Origin of the sequence: Pseudomonas sp. NPDC088322, from assembly GCF_044740745.1 — a bacterium.
In the GTDB taxonomy this organism is placed as follows: Bacteria; Pseudomonadota; Gammaproteobacteria; order Pseudomonadales; family Pseudomonadaceae; genus Aquipseudomonas; species Aquipseudomonas shirazensis.
Genome location: NZ_JBIURK010000005.1, coordinates 294,206 through 312,094 on the forward strand (window position 1 = coordinate 294,206; position 17,889 = coordinate 312,094).

The following is a 17,889-nucleotide window of genomic DNA, read 5'->3' on the forward strand; positions in this document are numbered from 1 at the left end:
CTCACTGCCCTGCGAACGTTCAGCGGACCCTGTACCGACAAGCCCAGCGTCACGACATAATAAGTTCAATAACAAGAACAACGGAGACAACAATGGCTCACTCCAGCTCTCAAGCCAAGAAAGCGACCGCCAGTGGGTGGATCGGCTCGGCCCTCGAGTACTACGACTTTTTCATCTACGCCCAAGCCGCAGCACTGATCTTCCCGCAGATCTTCTTCCCGTCGATGGACCCGAAAATGGCCATCATCGCCTCGCTGGCGACTTACGGTGTCGGTTACCTGGCCCGTCCGGTGGGTGCCGTTGTGCTCGGTCACTGGGGTGATACCCGCGGCCGCAAAAACGTTCTGCTGCTGTGCATGTTCCTCATGGGTATCTCGACCATGGCCGTTGGCCTGCTGCCGACCTACCATGACATTGGCATCATTGCCCCGATCATTCTTGTGCTGCTGCGCCTGGTTCAGGGCTTTGCGGTCGCCGGTGAGATCTCCGGCGCCAGCTCGATGATCATGGAGCATGCGCCGTTCGGACGCCGAGGTTACTTCGCCAGCTTCACCCTGCAAGGGGTTCAAGCAGGTCAGGTACTGGCTGCGGCGGTGTTCCTGCCACTGGCCTACTTCATGCCAAGCGAAGCCTTCAACGAGTGGGGCTGGCGCATTCCGTTCCTGCTCAGCGCATTCGTCCTGGTAGCCGGTTTCATCATCCGTAAGGAAGTCCACGAGACCCCGGCCTTCGTCAAGGAAGAGAAGCAGGACAAGATCGCCCGCTCGCCAGTCAAGGAAGCGTTCAAGTACAGCTGGAAGCACATGGTCCTGGTCATGTTCATGGCCCTGATGAACGTTATCCCAGTCGTTGCCACCGTGTTCGGTGCAGCCTATGCGGTGCAGCCGGCTTACGGCATCGGCTTCGACAAGAGCGTGTACCTATGGATCCCGGTAGTCGGCAACATCGTCGCAGTGCTGGTGATCCCGTTCGTTGGCAACCTGTCTGACAAGATCGGCCGTCGTCCAACCATGATTGCCGGCTGCATGGGCTCGGGCCTGCTGGCCTTCGCTTACCTGTATGCGATCAGCATCGAGAACGTGCCGCTGGCCTTTTGCGCATCGATCCTGATGTGGGGCATGGTCTACCAAGGTTACAACGCGGTATTCCCAAGCTTCTTCCCGGAGCTGTTCAATACTCGCTACCGCGTCTCGGCCATGGCTATCGCGCAGAACATCGGCACCATGTTCACTGCCATGCTGCCAGCGGTATTCGCCGCCATCGCGCCGCCAGGCTCGGAAAACATCTGGCTGGTGGTAGGTGGCTCGGCGTTCTTCATCACCTGCATCTGCGCCCTGGCTGCCTACGTGGCTCCCGAGACGCACCGTCTGGCGATGGAAGACCTCGGCAACCCGAATGCCAAACCGATGGACAAAGATACCTACGAAGCCACCCGCAAAGGCAGCCTCAACACTGCTGCAACTCAGTAAAAACTGCCTGGGGCTGCATGCAGCCCCAGCCGTTTCAAGCGCTGACCACCGCCTGCAAGTTGGCCCACAAGCGTTCGACATGCTCACGCTCGGTGGGCAGCGCCCCTACCGATACCCGCACCATCCACTGCCCTTCCAGCGTTGCCGGCGTGACGTACGCCAACCCCGAACCATTGAGTCGATCAGCCCAGGCCCGGGTATGCGCATCCAGCGCCGCACCTTCCAGCCCGTCCGGGCAGTGACGAATACACAACGTCTGCAACTGCACCGGCGCCAACACCTGCCAATCTTCTGCGGCCTCGACCTGAGCGGCCAGCCAGCGAGCGTTGTCCAGATCGCGGCGCAAGCGCTGCTGCAAGGCCTCCACCCCTTCGCTGCGCAGCATCAACCATAGCTTCAACGCACGGAAGCGCCGCCCCAGCGGAATGCCCCAGTCACGCAGGTTCTTCACCTCGCCGTCGACCGCCGACTGCAAGTAACTCGGGTTGGTGCTCATCACCCGAATCAGGTGCTGCGGGTCGCGCACGTAGTAAAGCGAGCAATCGAAGGCCACCCCCAGCCACTTGTGCGCGTTGACCACGACCGAGTCGGCCAGCTCGATACCGTCCCACATCCAGCGACACTCAGGCAGGATCATCGCCGAGCCAGCCATGGCTGAGTCGACATGCAGCCATAGTTGGTGCGCCTGGCTGATAGCGCCGATCGCTGCCAGCGGGTCCAGCGCAGTGGTGGTCGTGGTACCGGTGGTGGCGACTACCGCGCACGGTTGATTACCCGCCGCCAGGTCAGCCTCGATGGCCGCCTGCAACGCCGCTGGCTGCATGGCGAATTGCTCGTCGGTGGCGATCAGGCGGATGTTTTCGCGACCGAACCCTGCCAGCAAAGCCGCTTTGTCCACCGAGCTGTGGGCGTGGGCGCTGGCATATACGATCAGCGGCTTGGGCTGGCCCTGCAAACCACCACGGGTCAGGGCAAAGTCACTGGCGCGCTCGCGGGCGCAGATCAACGCCACCAGGGTGCTGGTCGATGCAGTGTCCTGGATCACCCCGCTCCACTGCGTAGACAAACCCAGCAATTGTCGCAGCCAGTCGAGGGTGGTTTCTTCCAGCTCGCTCAGGGCCGGGCTGGATTGCCAGGACAAGCCGAGCACGCCCAGGCCGGTACTGAGAAAGTCGCCCAAAACTGACGACAGGGTGCCGTTGGAGGGGAAGTAGCCATAAAAGTCTGGGTGCTGCCAGTGCGACAGGCCGGGCATGACCAGCTTGTTGAAATCGTCGAGGATGGCTTCGAAGGGCTCGCCTTGATCCGGCGCAGCCACAGGCAAGGCGGCTTTCAAATAGCCGGGCTCGACCTGCGCCATGACCGGGCGCTCGGCGATGGTCTGGCGATAGTCGGCAATCAGGTCGATCAGTTGGTGGCCGTGTTGGCGAAATTGTTCGGGGGTCACGCGCGGGCTCCTTGCGGGCTGAGAATGGGCTGCTGTTGCTGCAGTCCAGTCTAGGCGCAGGGCCGTCGCGCAATAACCCCGCCTGGTGCATAGGTACTATGGCGAAGGCGCATGCCCGCCGTGCACACCGAACTGCGACTGACGCCACACTTCGTAGACCCGGTTGCGCAGCCAGCGGTGCTCGGCCGACGCCTGCAAGCGCTGATGCCAGACCACCCAGTAGCGCTGGCTGTGCTCGACAAAGGCTAACGGCCGCCAGGCCAGGCCGTGCAACCGGGCCAGCTGCCGAGCAATGTGCTCGGGCACCGTCACCAGCGCCTGGCTGTTGCCAACCACCTGTACGGTAGCCGAAAAGAACGGCACCTCCAGGCTGATCCGGCGCTGCAGCCCCTGCGCCCGCAGGTGGCGATCAATGAAGCTGTCCTTGTCACCGCCGCCACTGATACGCACATGCTTGAAGGCCAGATAATCATCCTGACTCAAAAGCTCACGGGCGGTCAGTGGGTGATCAGCGCGCATCAGGCATACGGCGCGGTCTTCGCCGAGCAGGCGGCCATGAAGGTTGGCCGGCGACTCGTCGAACAGCGTCGTGGCCAGGTCGATCTCACCGCTGGCGAGCTGCGCATACTGCCCTGCCTGCCAGGTACGAAAATCCAGCGACACCCCTGGTGCCTCAACTTCAAGCGCCGCCACCAGCAACGGCAACATATGCTCGGCAACGTAATCCGACGCGGCCAGACAAAAGCGCCGCTCGCACCTCGCTGGGTCGAACACAGCCGGCTCGCGCAGCGCCTGTAAGGCTTCGAGGACCTGGCGCAGCGGCTCGACCAGCGCCTCGGCATGCTCGCTGAGCACGTAACCACGGCCCTGACGGACCAGCAATGGATCATCGAACGCCTCGCGCAAGCTGGCCAACTGCCGGCTCAAAGCCGACTGGCTGACGCCCAGGCGCGCACCGGCATGGCTGAGGTTTTTCAGCTCAAGCAGACAATCGAGGGTCCGAAGATGGGAGAGACTGAGCGAGGCGAAGACAGGATGCATGACGTACCACACAAAAGCAGCGTTGCGCCGCGAAAGGGCCGCAGTGCGGCCCCCGTGCACTGATCAGTCAGTCAGGCCGACGTAGACGTTCTGCACGTCGTCGTTGTCGTTGATCGCTTCGAGGAACGCTTCAACTTCGGCCAGAGCCTCGGCACTGAGGCTGGCAGCACTTACCGGGTTTTTCGGGGTGTAGCCGATTTTTGCCGAAATCACGGTAAAGCCCTGCGCTGGCAACGCCTTCTGTACAGCGTCGACGTCGGTCGTGTCGGTGATGAACAGGGTCGCGCCCTCCTCTTCACCTTCTTCGAAGTCCTGCGCGCCGGCTTCGATGGCAGCCATTTCCGGATCGGCGTCAGCGTTGTCCGGGGTGGCTTCGATCAGGCCAACATGGTTGAAGTCCCAGGCTACCGAACCGCTGGCGCCCAACTGGCCCTTGCGGAACAGCACGCGGATCTGGGCGACGGTGCGGTTGACGTTGTCGGTCAGGCACTCGACGATCAGCGGCACCTGATGTGGCGCGAAGCCTTCGTAGCTGACGGCGGTGTACTGCACCGCGTCGCCATCCAGGCCTGCGCCTTTGCGGATCGCCCGCTCGAGGGTCTCGCGGGTCATCGAGGCCTTTTTGGCCTGTTCTATCGCCAGACGCAGACGCGAGTTGGAGTCAGGGTCGGCGCCGGATTTGGCAGCGATCTGAATTTCCTTGGCCAGCTTGCCCATGATCTTGCCTTTGGCATTGGCTGCGGTTTCTCTGTGCTTGGCTTTCCACTGTGCGCCCATGTCGACTCTCTACGTTTCAGCGGGCCGGTTCAGGAAGCGACCGGCCAAAGTGGCAGCAGTTTATACGGCCCTCGGCAAAAAATCTCGCGCCTGCAGCGCCAGCCGGCACTGAGGCTTGATCAATATCAGCCTTTGTCGGCTTTGCCGGCGGCTGCGGCATACCTGGCCAGGCGCACGTCCAGCCGCCGTGGCCGCATGCCGCGGTCTTCTGCCCGCTCCTTGCGGCGGATCGCATCGCGCACCAGCAGCGAGCCCAGATAACGGATCGGCTCCGGCGGAAACTGCCCCAGTGGGCCTTTGACCAGCCCTGATCGGGTCCAGGGGTTGTCCAGCCCCAAGGCCAGTGACGAGAGAATCTGCCCGCCCATATGACACGGGCCGACGCCACTGCCTGAATAGCCGAAGCCGTAGAAGACATTGCCCTGCCCGTCCAAGCGCCCGAAGAAGGGCAAGCCGGTTACCGAACGGTCCGACGGCCCGTTCCAGCTCGCCACAATCGGCACCTCGGCCAGCGCCGGGAAGAAGTCGTCGAGCGTCTGGCGCAGCAGCGGCTGGTACGGCGAAGGCTGGTCAAACACCGGCAGCATGCGCCCGCCGTAGGCAAAGGTATTGCCGCCCTTGCCGAGCATCAGCCGGCCGTCGCTGGTGTTGTGGTAGTAATGCACGAAGATGCGCGAGTCGAGCACGCTGATGCCGCTGTCCAGGCCGATCTCATCGAGCAGCTCAGGGCACGGCTCGGTGATCACCATATCGCTGGAGACGATTGCCACGCTGCGCTCGAACTGCGGGAACGCCCGCGCCATCCAGGCATTGAGGCCCAGCACCACTCGATCAGCACGGACCGTTGCATGAGCAGTGCGCACCTGTACCGGTGCGCCATGCTCAAGGCTGGTCATGGCCGTGCCTTCGTATATGCGCACCCCGCGCTGCAACGCAACGCGGCGCAAACCACGCACCAGCCGGCCCGGCTGCACTGTCGCGGCGGCCGGCGAGAACCAGCCTTCAAGATGGCGCGCAGAGCCCGCCCGCTGCTGCACCTGCTCAAGCGCCAGTCGCTCGAAAGAATTGATGCCCTGACGCGCCAGGGCGGCAATCACCGCATCGGTACCGCCCAGTTGCGCGGCGTTGCTGGCGGTGTACAGGGTGCCATCCATGCGGTAGTCGCAATAGATGCCATTGGCTGCGCAATATTCGCCGATGGCCGCAATACTGCGCTCCGATTCGCGCACCAGGCGCACCGCTTCGGCCGCGCCGAACAAGCGCTCGAGGGTGAAGTACTTGGCCGACCAGGACAACGCACAACCGCCGTTGCGGCCACTGGCCCCGGCGCCGCAGATATCGGCTTCGATCAGCACCACCTCCAGCTGCGGCGCCTGCTCCTTGATCATCAATGCCGTCCACAAGCCGGTGTAACCACCACCGACGATGCACACATCACAACGGATGTCGGCGCTCAGCGGCGGGCACAGTGCGTCCTGCTCCTGATCCAGGGCTTGTTGCAGCCAGAAGGGTCTCATCGCTTGGGCTTTCCTTTAACTGCGCAGTGGCTTGATTGCCATGCTGGTATTGGGGGCAACGTCGACCACCTGTTCGGCGGCGACCGGGCGGCTGTTCCAGTGCGGCAGCAGCACCAGTGCGGAGAACAGCGCGCAGCCAGCAAATACGATGAATACCGTGACGCTGTCGAAGTAGCCCGGCAGCAAGCCGCCCAGCACCGCGCCCACCGAGCCGCAACCGTTGACGAAGCCTGCGGCGGTGGCACCGGCCTTGGCGCTGCCAAAGTCAATTGCAGCGGCGCCGCTGATCATTGAATCGGGGCCGTACAAGGTCAGGCCCATGACAAACAGCAGGCCCACCACCAGGGCAATGCTGCCGCTGTTCATCGCTGCCATGAACAACGCTAGGGTCACCGTCAACAGCAGCAGGCTGATCACGCAGGCGGGCATGCGCCGGGCGCCGAACAGCTTGTCCGACGCCAGCCCGATGATGATCGGCCCGAGCAGCCCGGCCAGCTCGAATGCGGTGGGAATGATTGCAGCACCCACCTTGCCCACCGACGGCATCTGTTCAAACACGATCACCGGGCCCCAGAGCAAGATGGCGTAGCGCGCTGGCTTCAACAGAAAGTAAGCCAGGCCCAGTGTCAGCACCGTGCGATTACGCAGGATCTCGCGCAGCGGTTGCCATACGCTGCACAGGTTTGGCCCTGGAGCCATGCTCTGCGGCTCTGGCTCGACCGCCGGCAGGCCAACATCTTCAGGCTTGTTGCGTTGCAGAAAGAAGAACAACACCGCCACCAGCGCCACCACCACCGCACTGGAGAAAAACGCCGCGTGCCAGGTGCCGATCAAGGTATACGCCCACCAACCGGCAAACGGTGACGCCACCAGCCCGCCAAAGGCGTAGCACGAGCTCCACAGCCCCAGCACCCGGCCGCGCTGCGACGAAGGGAAGAAGCTGCCAAGGTTCTTGCACAACCCCGCCCAACCGGTCGACTGCGCAAGGCCCTGAATCAACATGCAGGTGGCAAAGATCGGGAAGGTTGCGTAGCTGCCCATCACCACCGCCGCCGCCGCTGAAATCAGCAACCCGCCGAGCACTACCACGCGCGGCCCGAAACGGTCGGCAAGCATGCCCCAGGTGAACTGGCCGACTGCGTAGGCAGCCAGATAGATGGCATCGAGGTTGGCCATCGCCGCCTTGTCGAGCATGAAGCTTGGGTCTTCGCCGATGCCCAGCTTGGCCACCGAGAAGGCCTTGCGGGTAAAATAGAAGCCAGCGTAGGCCAGCCAGGTAATGGCGAAAATCTGAATACGCCACCGTTTGATGGCAGCAAGGGTTTGGTTCATGGGAGTCTGACCTCTCGCTCAAGTGTGCCGGCAGAATGTGAAAAAACGCCTGTCTTGTTGTTGTGAGTCGCACTACATGACGGTGGCCATCGTCGGGTCAGATAACAGGGCCGGCTGACATGACCGCGCCGCTGCTATGGCCACCAGCGCGCTGCGTCTTGCTGCGCACTGGAGCTGTCGATCATAGAAACAGTTACTGACTGATAACAAAAATCGATTTATCGTATTTCACACATAAGCTCAGCTTGTAAGTGGAGGCGGTATGTCGGTGTCTCAGGCACAGCTCAAGGCGTTTCATGCGGTCGCTCAACACGGTAGCTTCACGCGCGCGGCGCAAAAGCTGTTTCTCACTCAGCCAGCCGTGTCCGACCAGGTGCGCAAGCTCGAAGAGCGCTTTGGCGTACTGCTGTTTCATCGCAATAAACGCTCGGTGCAACTGACCGACCTCGGCGAGCGGCTGCTGGGCGTGACCCAGCGCCTGTTCGCCTGCGAAGCCGAAGCCGTCGAGTTGCTACAGGATTCGCGTGCATTGCACACCGGCAGCCTGGTGTTGGCGGTGGATGCGCCGGTGCATGTGTTGCCGCAGATTGCCCGCTTCTGCCAGCGTTACCCCGGCATTCAGGTCAAGATCGAGACTGGCAACACCGATGAATCACTGGCGCGCCTGTTCAGCTATCAGGCCGACCTCGCCCTGCTCGGCCGCGATGTCGATGACGAGCGCCTGTACTGCGTGCCAATGCGCCGCGACCCGATGGTGGCGTTTGTGTCGCACAACCACCCCTGGGCCAGTCGCGCCTCGATCAGCCTGGCTGATCTGGACGACACGCCGCTGGTGCTGCGTGAACCAGGCTCGGTGACGCGGCAGACGCTGGAAGAGGAAATGCACCGGGCAGGGCTGCGCATCCGCGCGGCAATTCAGGTCGAAGGCCGCGAAGCTGCGCGCGAGGCGGTGGTAGTGGGGATTGGCGTTGGCGTGGTGTCGGCTGCCGAGTTTGGCGCCGACGCTCGGGTATGTGCGCTGCCGATCGTCGACTGCCAGCGGCACTTGACTGAAACACTGGTCTGCCTCAGCGAGCAACGTACGCGCCGGGTGGTGGCGACCTTTTTGCAGCTGGTCCAGGAAGAGCTTTGAGCCCTCCCTGCCCTACCTGAGCTGGCGCTGGTTTCGCAGCTAGCGAGTAGCAAGCACAAACAAGCGCGGGAACGGCAGCAGCAGCTTGCCATCGCTGGACGCTGGGTAGTCATGCTCCATCGCCTGCAGATACAACTGCAGAAAGTCCGCCTGTTCTGCTTCGTTCAGACGATCCAGGTAAGGTCGCAGTGCCGAGCCTTTGAACCATTCAACCACCGCCTGCGCACCGCCGGCCAAGGGGTGATGGTAAGTGGTGCGCCAGACGTCGACGCGGCTGCACAGCGGGCTGAGCAAGTCGTAATAAAACCCTGCGGTATGCCGCGGCGGCAGCGAGAAGTCAGCGAACTTGTCGGCCCATGGCCCGCGCTTGGCGATCTCGCGAATCTGTCGGTGGGCCGGTTCGTCGATGTTGTCCGGAGTCTGCACCGCAAGGCTGGCGCCTTCGCTGAGCTGGCGGACCAGGTGCGGATACAGCGTGGCGTGCTCGGGGAGCCATTGCAGCGAAGCGTTGGCGAGGATCAAGTCCTGTGGTTCGGCTGCTTGCCAGGTCGCGATGTCGGCAATCTTGCAGCTCACCCTCGGCACACTCAAACGCGGTCGTTTATTGGCCTTGTCGATCATGTCCGGATCACTGTCGAGCGCTGTCACCTGAGCGTCCGGGCAGCGTTGCAACAACACTTCGGTGGAGTTGCCCGGCCCACAGCCAAGGTCGGTAGCGTGACGCACTGGACGCGGCGGCACCGCCGCCAGCAGATCACGCACGGGGCGACTGCGTTCGTCTTCAAACAGCGAATATTGGTTGGCAGACCAGGCCATGGGCGGCTCCTGTAGGCGGCTGAGCGGCTAGCATAAGCCATGTCGAGGGGTTCGCGGTGAGACCCGCACAAACAAACGCGGCCGGCCCCTTGCGGGAACCGGCCGACATCATACAGCGCGTTGCTTAGTGCAGTTTTTTCGCCGAACGGATCTGATGCACAATACCCATCGCCACCACCACACAGGCAGCAATACCGGTCGAAACCACCAGAATCTGGTAATCAGGCATGAACGCCATGGTCACCAGCGCAGCAACGATAAACGCAATCACCAGGTAGGTCAGCCAAGGGAACAGCCACATCTGCAGGCGGATCTCCTTGCCTTCGGCAATCAATTTGCGGCGCATACGCAGTTGGGAGAAGGCGATCACCAGGTACACCAGCAAAGCGATCATGCCCGTGGTGTTCATCAAGGTGTCGAGCACGTCCTTGGGCCGCAGCGTCTCGCTGAAGTTGATCAGCGCGCATACCACTGCCACCGCGCACGAACCGACGATCGCGAACACCGGTACGCCAGTGCCGGCGCGGGTGATCTTGAAGAACGACGGCGCGTCGCCACGCTGAGCCAGCGAGAACAGCATGCGCGAGGCAGTGTAATGGCCCGAGATCAGGCAGCTGCTCACCGAGGTCAACACGACGAAATTCATCAGCAGCTCGGCATATGGCACGCCCAGCAGTTCCAGCGTACGGCGATAAGCGCCATAGCCCGACTCACCCAGGTGCGGGTCATTCCACGGCACCAGGCAGACGATCAGGAAGATCGAGCCGACATAGAACAGGCACACCCGCCAGACCACCGAGTTGGTCGCCTTGACGATCTGCCCGGCCGGGTCTTTCGACTCGGAGGCAGCGATGGTCACGATCTCCGCACCGAGGAAGGCGAACATCACCCCAAGCAGCGCACCAATCACCGTGGTAAAGCCGTTCGGCATGAAGCCTTCGGCGGTCAGGTGAGTGATCCCGCGGACCTCACCGAACTGCCAGATATTCAACACCGCCGAGCCACACACGATCAGGAAGCAGACGATCGCAATCACCTTGATCAAGGCAAACCAGAACTCGAACTCGCCGTAGTGCTTGACGTTGAAGAAGTTGACCGTGATCAGCACCAGGGTCGTCGCCAGGACGAACACATTGGTGCTCACCCCCGGGAAGAAACCGTGCAGGATCTTGCCCGCCACATACGCTTCCCAGGCCATCAGGATGACCCAGTACCACCAGTACAACCAGCCGATGGTGAAGCCGGCCCAACGGCCAATGGCACGGTCGGCGTAGGTCGAGAACGAGCCGGTGTCTGGCGAAGACGTCGCCATTTCACCGAGCATGCGCATGATCAGCACCACCAGGATGCCGCCAGCCAGATAAGCCAGCACCGCGGCAGGGCCGGCGCTGTGAATGACACTGCCGGAGCCGACGAACAGTGCACCGCCGATAACCCCGGCGATCGACATCATCGTCAGGTGGCGCGACTTGAGCGAAGCATTCAGCTTGCTCTCCGGCGCCCCTTTTTCGGATGCGGTAGTTGTAGATGTTGCGTCCATCAGTTGTGTCCCCGTGCTTCTTTTTATCTAAGGAATTGCGTGAAACCCCGATGGCAAGCGGTTTCACCTGTACATCGATGCTGATGCGCGCAGGCGCTGTGCGAGGGCACGAGCAGGCCTTCCCTGGCGGCCTGTGGGTTGTGCGAGGCGGGCCTCGAACGAACTGAAAAAAAAGGTGTCTGGCGATCTCAGACACCTAATGTAAAAATGTCGCGCTGATAGAGCCATGCACAGTGGCATGAAAGTCGCACTGCACTGTACAGGCCGCCCATGCAATACACCGCGCGACACCCGGCCGACGCCCCGCGTCTGCACACCTGAAGGCACACCCATGCTCGTACTACATCCAGACTCCGCCACCCCGCTGGTCAACCAGATCATCGACGGCTTGCGCGAGTTGATCGACAGCCAGGCGCTCAAACCCGGTGCCAAGGTCCCGTCGATCCGCGCCTTTGCCGCCACCTATTCGGTGAGCACCTTCACCGTGGTCGAAGCGTACGACCGTCTGGTAGCGCAAGGGCTGCTGGTCAGCCGCGGCAACACCGGCTTTTTCGTCAATCGCGCGGCCAGCGAGCAACTCGACAGACCGGCCCACGGCGCCGACAACAACCGGCCGTCGTTCAACGCCGAGTGGTACCTGCAGCAGATTTTCGAAACCCGTCAGTTGCCGTTCAAACCCGGCTGCGGCTGGCTGCCCAACGACTGGATGTACGAAGATGGCCTGCGCCGGGGCATGCGTCAGGTCGCCGGTAGCCCGTTGGAGCTGTCCGGCTATGGCGAGCCGATGGGCCTGCCGGAGCTGCGCACGCTGACCGCGCAGAACCTGCAGCAAGAGCTGTCGATCGTGGTCAACCCGGCGCAGCTGATGCTCACCCACGGCGCCAGCCAGGCGCTGGACCTGGCGGTACGCACGTTGGTGCGCCCCGGTGATGTGGTGCTGGTCGACGACCCAGGCTACCCCAACCTGATGAGCATCCTGCGTTTTCAGGGTGCTACCCTGATCGGCGTGCCGCGCACCCCGGCCGGCTACGACCTCGATCGCCTGGAGCAACTGCTCAGCGAACACCGCCCAAGTGTCTTCTTCACCCAGCCGCACCTGCACAGCCCGACCTGCTCGCGTACGCCGTTGCCGCAACTGCACCGCTTGCTGCAACTGGCCAGCCAGCACGGCTTCCGGCTGGTGGAAAACAACCTGTACGCCGATATGATCGCGGAGCCGCAGCCGTGCCTGGCCAGCCTCGATCACCTGCAGCAAGTCGTATACGTCGGCAGCTATTCAAAAAGCATTTCACCGAACGTGCGGGTTGGTTACCTGTTCGCCAACCCGGAACTGATGCAGCAGTTGCTGCGCCTGAAAATGCGCTCTGGGCTGACCACCTCCCAAGTGATGGAGCGGGTGGTCTACGCGGCGATCATCGATGGCCGCTGGCGCAAGCACCTCAAACGCCTGCGCCAGCGCCTGGCCGAAGCACACCAGGAAGTGGGCCGGCATTTGCACCGGCTGGGCTTCGAGCTGTTCACCGAATCGGACGAAGGCATGTACGTGTGGGCGCGCCACCGGGCCATCCCGGACAGCGCGGCCCTGCTGGATGACGCGCTGGAGCAAGGCATCATGCTCGGCCCCGGACAGTTGTTCATGGTCGACGCCCAGGCGACTGGGTGGATGCGCTTCAACGTCGCGTTCAGCACCGACCCGGCGATGTGGGAGCTGTTGGAGAAGATCCTGGTCAAGCAGGTGCGCCGCTCGGCTATCTAGTGCCAGCGACTGCAGGTGACGATACCCGCTGTGACAATCTGCCCACAGCGGGCAGTCACAAATGATAATGACTCGTAGTAATATTGCGCCCTGCCTCCCACATCACGCGCGATAGCCAATGCCAGCTGAACAACCCACGCCCGCGCCGCGAGTGCTGGTGGTCGATGACCACCGCAAGATCCGCGACCCGCTGGCGACCTACCTGCGCCGCCATGGTTTCGAGGTGCGCACCGCCGCCGACGCGGCCGGACTCTGGCAATTGCTCAAGCAGCAGGCGTTCGACGTGGCCGTACTCGATGTCATGCTGCCCGACGGCGATGGCTTCGAGCTGTGCCAGCAACTGCACCGGCGCTGCAACCTGCCGGTGATCCTGCTGACCGCCCGCGACACCACTGCAGATCGCATTCGCGGCCTCGACCTGGGCGCCGATGACTATCTGACCAAGCCGTTCGAGCCGCGTGAGCTGGTCGCGCGCCTGAACAGCGTGCTGCGCCGGCATCAGGCAACCCAGGCGCGACTCCACGCGGCGCCTGCAGCTACGCCCGCAGCACGCCGCTATCGCTTCGCCGGCTGGTACTTCTGCGCCAGCAGCGCCTCGCTCAGCCGCGAAGGTGCCGAGTCAGTTCAGTTGAGCACCGCCGAGGGCAAACTGCTGCAGGTGTTTCTGGCCCACCCGCATCGCAGCCTGACCCGGCAACGGCTGGTCGACCTGACGGCAGCGCACGACAGCGACATCAGCGAACGCGCCATCGACCGCCAGGTCAGTCGCCTGCGGCGCAAGCTCAGCCATGACGGGCAAACCGCCGAGCTGCTGCGCACCCTGTGGGGCAGCGGCTACCTGCTGGCCGCCGATGTCGAGCTTGAATAGCCTGCGCCGGCTGTGGCCGCAGCGCTTGCTGCACCAGTTACTGCTGCTGCTGTGCCTGGCACTGCTGGCCTCGCACTTGATCGGCATCGTTCTGCTGCACCGCCACGGCAGCCTGCTTCATCCCCTGTCCCGGGCAGCCAGCCTGGAGCGCCTGGCAACTGCGTTCAACCTGGCGCGCGACCTGCCCGCAGCGCAGGCCAACAGGATGCTGGCCAAGATGGCCAACCCGGAAACCCGCTTCTGGATCGCGGCAACCCCCGAGGTCAGTGCTTTCGCCGCTCGCTCTGAAGAACAGCGGCTTAGCCGCGACCTGCGCCAGCGCCTGCAGCTATCGCCGGAGCACTCGCTGATCGTGCAACTGGAGCGGGTCAACGGCACCGACGCCCGCGCTTATCCGTTCAGTCCTGGCGGTTGGGCGCCACTACGCTTGCGCAGCAGCCTGGCGCTGGGCAACGGCCAGTATCTGAATGCCGAGCAGCACCCCAGCGGTGCTTATCAGTGGGGCACTGTACTGACTTACAGTTTGCCAATGACCACCCTGCCGGTCTTGCTGGTGATGATGTTCGGCTTTGCCCGCGTGCTGCGCCCGATCAAGGCCCTGGCCAAAGCCACCGAGCGGGTCAGCCGTGGTGAGTGGATTGCGCCGCTGCCGTTAACCGGCCCGCACGAAGCACGCGAGCTGACCCATGCATTCAACACGATGCAGGCCAACCTGGCCCGGCATGTCGAAGGCCGCACCCGCTTGTTGGCAGCGATCAGCCATGACCTCAACACGCCGCTGACCGAATTGCGTTTGCAGGTTGAACTGCTTGACCCCGGCGCCACCCGCAACGACTTGCTGGAAAGCCTGGGCGAGCTGACGGCGATGGTCGGCGAAACCCTGGAGTTCGTGCGCGGCGATGCAGTGCAGGAGGCGACCTGTCAGTTGCGCCTGAACGACTTGCTTGACGAACTGGACCGACGTTATCGCCTGCTTGGGCAACCGTTGACCTGGGATGTGCAGCAACAGGCCTGGCTAAGCTGCCGACCTTTGGCGCTCAAACGTGCCCTGACCAACCTGATCGACAACGCCTTGAAGCATGGCGGTGCGACCCACGTGACGCTCAGCCAGGCTGACGGCCAGGTGCGCCTGGAGATCACCGATCAAGGTCCGGGGCTGCCTGAGCAGTGGTTGGAAAAGGTCTTTGAACCCTTTGTCCAGCTCGGCCGCGGTGGTGCCGACGCCCGCAGCGGTGGCGGCCTCGGTCTGGGCTTGGCGATCGCCCGTGCCTGCATTCAGGCCCATGGCGGTGAACTGCTGTTGGAAAACCGCAAACCACGCGGGCTGTGCGCGCTGGTGCGGCTGCCGGTCGGCCAAGGCTGAAACGCGCAAACGCAAACCGGGCCGGTGTACGGCCCCGTTTGCTACGGCTCTGATCAGAAGTTGTAGGTCGCGCCCATCCACAGCGTGCGGCCATAGTTCACCGTGCCATAGGTCTCGTCGTCCAGACGCTTGTCGGTGATGTTGTTCAGCGAGGCATTCACAGTCAGCGCATGGGTCAGGTCATACGAGCCGCCGATGTCGGCAGTGGTGTAGCCCGGTGCCGACTCGGCAGTGACGGTGTTGCCTGTTTCTTCGCCGTAGTAGCTGAGCGCGGCCCAGGCTTGGGCGCGGTCATTGACCCGCCATTCGCCGCGCAGGTTGGCTTTCTGTTTCGGCGTCAGGGCAAGCGGCGCACCGGCGTTGGCACCGGTCTTCTGCTCGGAGTCGGTGTAGGTGTAGTTGCCTTTGATCAGCAGGTCGGAGCGGATGTCCCACTGACCGGTCAGCTCGACGCCACGGATCACCGCCTTGTCGACATTGACCCGGTCCATGACGATGTAGCCGTTCCAGCGCCGGTCAGTGGTTACGGTCGAGAGCTTGTCCTGAAAGTCGTTGTAGAACAACGTCACGCCTGCCGACAGATCATTGCGGTTGGACCACAGCGCCGACACTTCGTAGTTGGTGCTGGTCTCAGGCTTGAGGTCAGGGTTGCCGAGCATGACGAACCGGTTGCGGCGCAGGTAGGCGTAGCCTTCAACCACGGCGCGCAGCTCAGGGGTCTTGAAGCCGCGGGCAACACCGCCTTTGAGCGTCCACTGATCCGTCGCGCGCCAGACCCCGTACACGCGTGGGCTGAAGTGGTTGCCGTATTCTTCGTGGTTGTCCATGCGCAGGCCGCCGGTCAAGGCGAAGGTGTCGGTGACCGACCATTCGTTTTCGGCAAACAGCGCTTTTTGCTGGACCGAGAACTCGTAATCAACCTTGTCACCCAAGCCCTGGTTCCAGTCGGTGACCTGGTTTTCCTGCCATTGCAGGCCAACCGTGCTGACGTTGTAGGTGGTCGGCACGACCAACTTGGCGTCGAGCACGCGGTTGCGGATTTCAGGCTTGCGCCCGTAGATGTCGGTCTGGTCTGGCGTGGCCTTGCCTTCGCGGCTGGTGGTTTCCTGATAGAGGGCGACGTCTGAGGTGGCCCAGCCCCAGCGCCCCTGGTGCGACAGCGACCAGTGATCACGGTTGTTCTCTTGCTCGCGGGTGGCCCAGTTGGCACTGACGCCATCACCGTTTTTCAGGCGCGTAACGCCGGCTTCGAGCAGGATGTCGTGGTCGATCGTGGGCGTGAAGGCCAGGCGCGTGGTCAGGTCGCGGTGATCGGCCTTGCTGTGGCCGTTGGTCTGTTCCAGGTCAGCATCGGCCTGGCGGTCCAGGTAGCGGCCCCACACTTGCAGGCCAAGCAGGTCTTCCTTGAGCGGACCGCTCAAGTAGAAAGTGGTTTGCCCGGCGTCGCCCTCTGCGCTGTGCTGACGCGCCGAATAGTCGTAACCGATCGAGCCGCCCCACTCGGGCGAGACTTTGCGGGTAATGACGTTGATCACCCCCCCGATAGCGTCCGAGCCATACAGCGACGACATCGGCCCGCGCACCACCTCAATCCGCTCGATGGCGGCTGCCGGCGGGACAAAGCTCTGCTCGTAACCGGCGTTGCCGTTGACCCGTGATTCACGGGCGCTCTGGCGTTTGCCATCGACCAGAATCAAGGTGTAGTCGCCCGGCATGCCGCGCATCGAGATGTCGCTTTCGTTGGCGCCGCCGTTGACGGTGACACCCTCGACATCACGCACTGCGTCACCGAGGTCGCGGTACGACTTGCGACGCAGGTCTTCGCCGTCGATCACGGTGATCGACGCAGGCGCGTCCTCAACCCGCTGCTCGAAGCCCGAGGCAGTCACAACCACATCTTCAAGGGTCAATGGGACGGGTTCTGGAGGGTTTGTCTGCGCGTGCGCGGCACCCGCCAGAAATACGGCCAACGTGGAGGAACGGCTGAAAATACGACGTGGTGCGCGCATGCAAGTGACCTGTGAATTCCGCTGTAAAAGAGAATCCTAATCAGATGCATTGGCGCAAATGGGACAAAGTGTGACAGCCGCTGTCGACGACCGCGACGCCAAAGGCAGCGTCGAGGTACCACAGCTATGCCTGCAGGCACCTCAAGCACGCTGACCAGCCGATCATTCGGCAGCCTGCAATCCCATCTGCCAGAAGTCCGCCTCAAGCCGTGAGGCCTGGGCAAAGATCGCCGCCAGCTCGGTGAAACGTGACTCGGTCATGCTCCGCGCGGCCAGCTCGTCCAGGTGCTTGCGGGCAGACGCCGCCACGTCTTGATAGGCCTCACCGGCATACTCGCCGATCCATTCGCGGTACGGATGCTGGTTCAGATCACCGATTGCGCCGGCCAGGCGCTGGCCGATTTCGGCGTAGCCGATCACGCACGGTGCCAGCGCAACGTGCAGTTCAAGCAGGTCGCCGGCGGCTCCGCAGTCAAGCACATAGCGGGTATAGGCCACGGTCGCCTGATGCTCGGGGGCAGCTTGAATGTCGGCTTGCGACAAGCCCCAGCGGGCGCACAGGCGCAGGTGCAGTTCAGTCTCGTCAAGAATCGCCGCAAGCCCGGCCTGCGCGGCGCGGATGTCACTTGGCAGGCGACTCTTGTAGGCGGCCAGCGCCCAGGCGCGGGCGAACTGGATCAGGAACAGGTAGTCCTGCACCAGATACTCGCGAAACGCCGCCTGACTGAGGGTACCCGTCTGCATCTGCTGCAGGAAGTCATGCTCGACGTAGCTCGCCCATTGCGGCGCAGCGGCGGCCTTGAGCCGATCAAAAATATCCAT

The 17,889-nt window shown here is 63.0% G+C and carries 14 protein-coding genes; 5 read left to right on the top strand and 9 right to left on the bottom strand.

Annotation, left to right across the window (positions count from 1 at the left end; all coding sequences use genetic code 11):
- Positions 1-92 precede the first annotated feature (92 nt).
- Positions 93-1,469: an MFS transporter gene (locus ACIOAU_RS14980; protein ID WP_101320333.1), complete on the top strand. Its 1,377-nt coding sequence runs from the start codon at positions 93-95 to the stop codon at positions 1,467-1,469.
- A 34-nt stretch (positions 1,470-1,503) separates the two neighbouring features.
- Here the strand turns inward: ACIOAU_RS14980 and ACIOAU_RS14985 are convergent, their stop codons facing one another.
- The 5 genes from ACIOAU_RS14985 to ACIOAU_RS15005 form a co-directional block, all read right to left on the bottom strand.
- Positions 1,504-2,916: a DOPA decarboxylase gene (locus tag ACIOAU_RS14985; protein WP_150568931.1), complete on the bottom strand. Its 1,413-nt coding sequence runs from the start codon at positions 2,914-2,916 to the stop codon at positions 1,504-1,506.
- Between the two features lie 96 nt (positions 2,917-3,012).
- The gene (locus ACIOAU_RS14990; protein WP_150568930.1) at positions 3,013-3,957 is read right to left on the bottom strand and encodes a LysR family transcriptional regulator; all 945 of its coding nucleotides are present in this window, start codon (positions 3,955-3,957) and stop codon (positions 3,013-3,015) included.
- Positions 3,958-4,020: 63 nt separating this feature from the next.
- A complete protein-coding gene (locus ACIOAU_RS14995) occupies positions 4,021-4,734 on the bottom strand; it encodes a YebC/PmpR family DNA-binding transcriptional regulator (protein WP_101320340.1) in 714 nt (237 codons plus the stop codon).
- Positions 4,735-4,859: 125 nt separating this feature from the next.
- Complete coding sequence (locus ACIOAU_RS15000; protein ID WP_401182922.1) at positions 4,860-6,251, bottom strand: FAD-dependent oxidoreductase; 1,392 nt, start codon at positions 6,249-6,251, stop codon at positions 4,860-4,862.
- Positions 6,252-6,266: 15 nt separating this feature from the next.
- Positions 6,267-7,583, bottom strand: a complete 1,317-nt coding sequence (locus ACIOAU_RS15005) for an MFS transporter (RefSeq protein ID WP_101320344.1) — start codon at positions 7,581-7,583, stop codon at positions 6,267-6,269.
- A 262-nt stretch (positions 7,584-7,845) separates the two neighbouring features.
- Here ACIOAU_RS15005 and ACIOAU_RS15010 point away from each other — a divergent pair, with 262 nt between their 5' ends.
- Entirely contained in the window at positions 7,846-8,715 is an 870-nt protein-coding gene (locus ACIOAU_RS15010; protein ID WP_101320347.1) for a LysR substrate-binding domain-containing protein, read from the top strand.
- 39 nt (positions 8,716-8,754) lie between these two features.
- Here ACIOAU_RS15010 and tam read toward each other — a convergent pair whose 3' ends face one another.
- The gene (gene tam, locus ACIOAU_RS15015) at positions 8,755-9,531 is read right to left on the bottom strand and encodes a trans-aconitate 2-methyltransferase (protein ID WP_101320349.1); all 777 of its coding nucleotides are present in this window, start codon (positions 9,529-9,531) and stop codon (positions 8,755-8,757) included.
- Positions 9,532-9,655: 124 nt separating this feature from the next.
- Positions 9,656-11,071, bottom strand: coding sequence for an amino acid permease (locus tag ACIOAU_RS15020; RefSeq protein ID WP_101320351.1), 1,416 nt, complete (start codon positions 11,069-11,071; stop codon positions 9,656-9,658).
- A gap of 331 nt (positions 11,072-11,402) precedes the next feature.
- On the opposite strand from ACIOAU_RS15020, the gene ACIOAU_RS15025 reads away from it, so the two are divergent.
- From ACIOAU_RS15025 to ACIOAU_RS15035, 3 genes are all read left to right on the top strand, one after another.
- On the top strand, positions 11,403-12,827 hold the full coding sequence (locus ACIOAU_RS15025; protein WP_150568928.1) for a PLP-dependent aminotransferase family protein: 1,425 nt from the start codon (positions 11,403-11,405) through the stop codon (positions 12,825-12,827).
- Between the two features lie 118 nt (positions 12,828-12,945).
- Complete coding sequence (locus ACIOAU_RS15030; protein WP_401182928.1) at positions 12,946-13,695, top strand: response regulator transcription factor; 750 nt, start codon at positions 12,946-12,948, stop codon at positions 13,693-13,695.
- 25 nt (positions 13,696-13,720) lie between these two features.
- Complete coding sequence (locus tag ACIOAU_RS15035; RefSeq protein WP_401183347.1) at positions 13,721-15,058, top strand: ATP-binding protein; 1,338 nt, start codon at positions 13,721-13,723, stop codon at positions 15,056-15,058.
- A gap of 53 nt (positions 15,059-15,111) precedes the next feature.
- Here ACIOAU_RS15035 and ACIOAU_RS15040 read toward each other — a convergent pair whose 3' ends face one another.
- Together ACIOAU_RS15040 and tenA are read right to left on the bottom strand one after the other, a co-directional pair.
- Positions 15,112-17,067, bottom strand: a complete 1,956-nt coding sequence (locus tag ACIOAU_RS15040; RefSeq protein ID WP_220633860.1) for a TonB-dependent receptor domain-containing protein — start codon at positions 17,065-17,067, stop codon at positions 15,112-15,114.
- A 162-nt stretch (positions 17,068-17,229) separates the two neighbouring features.
- Positions 17,230-17,889 (bottom strand): thiaminase II, encoded by a 660-nt coding sequence (tenA, locus tag ACIOAU_RS15045; RefSeq protein WP_101320359.1) that lies wholly within the window; start codon positions 17,887-17,889, stop codon positions 17,230-17,232.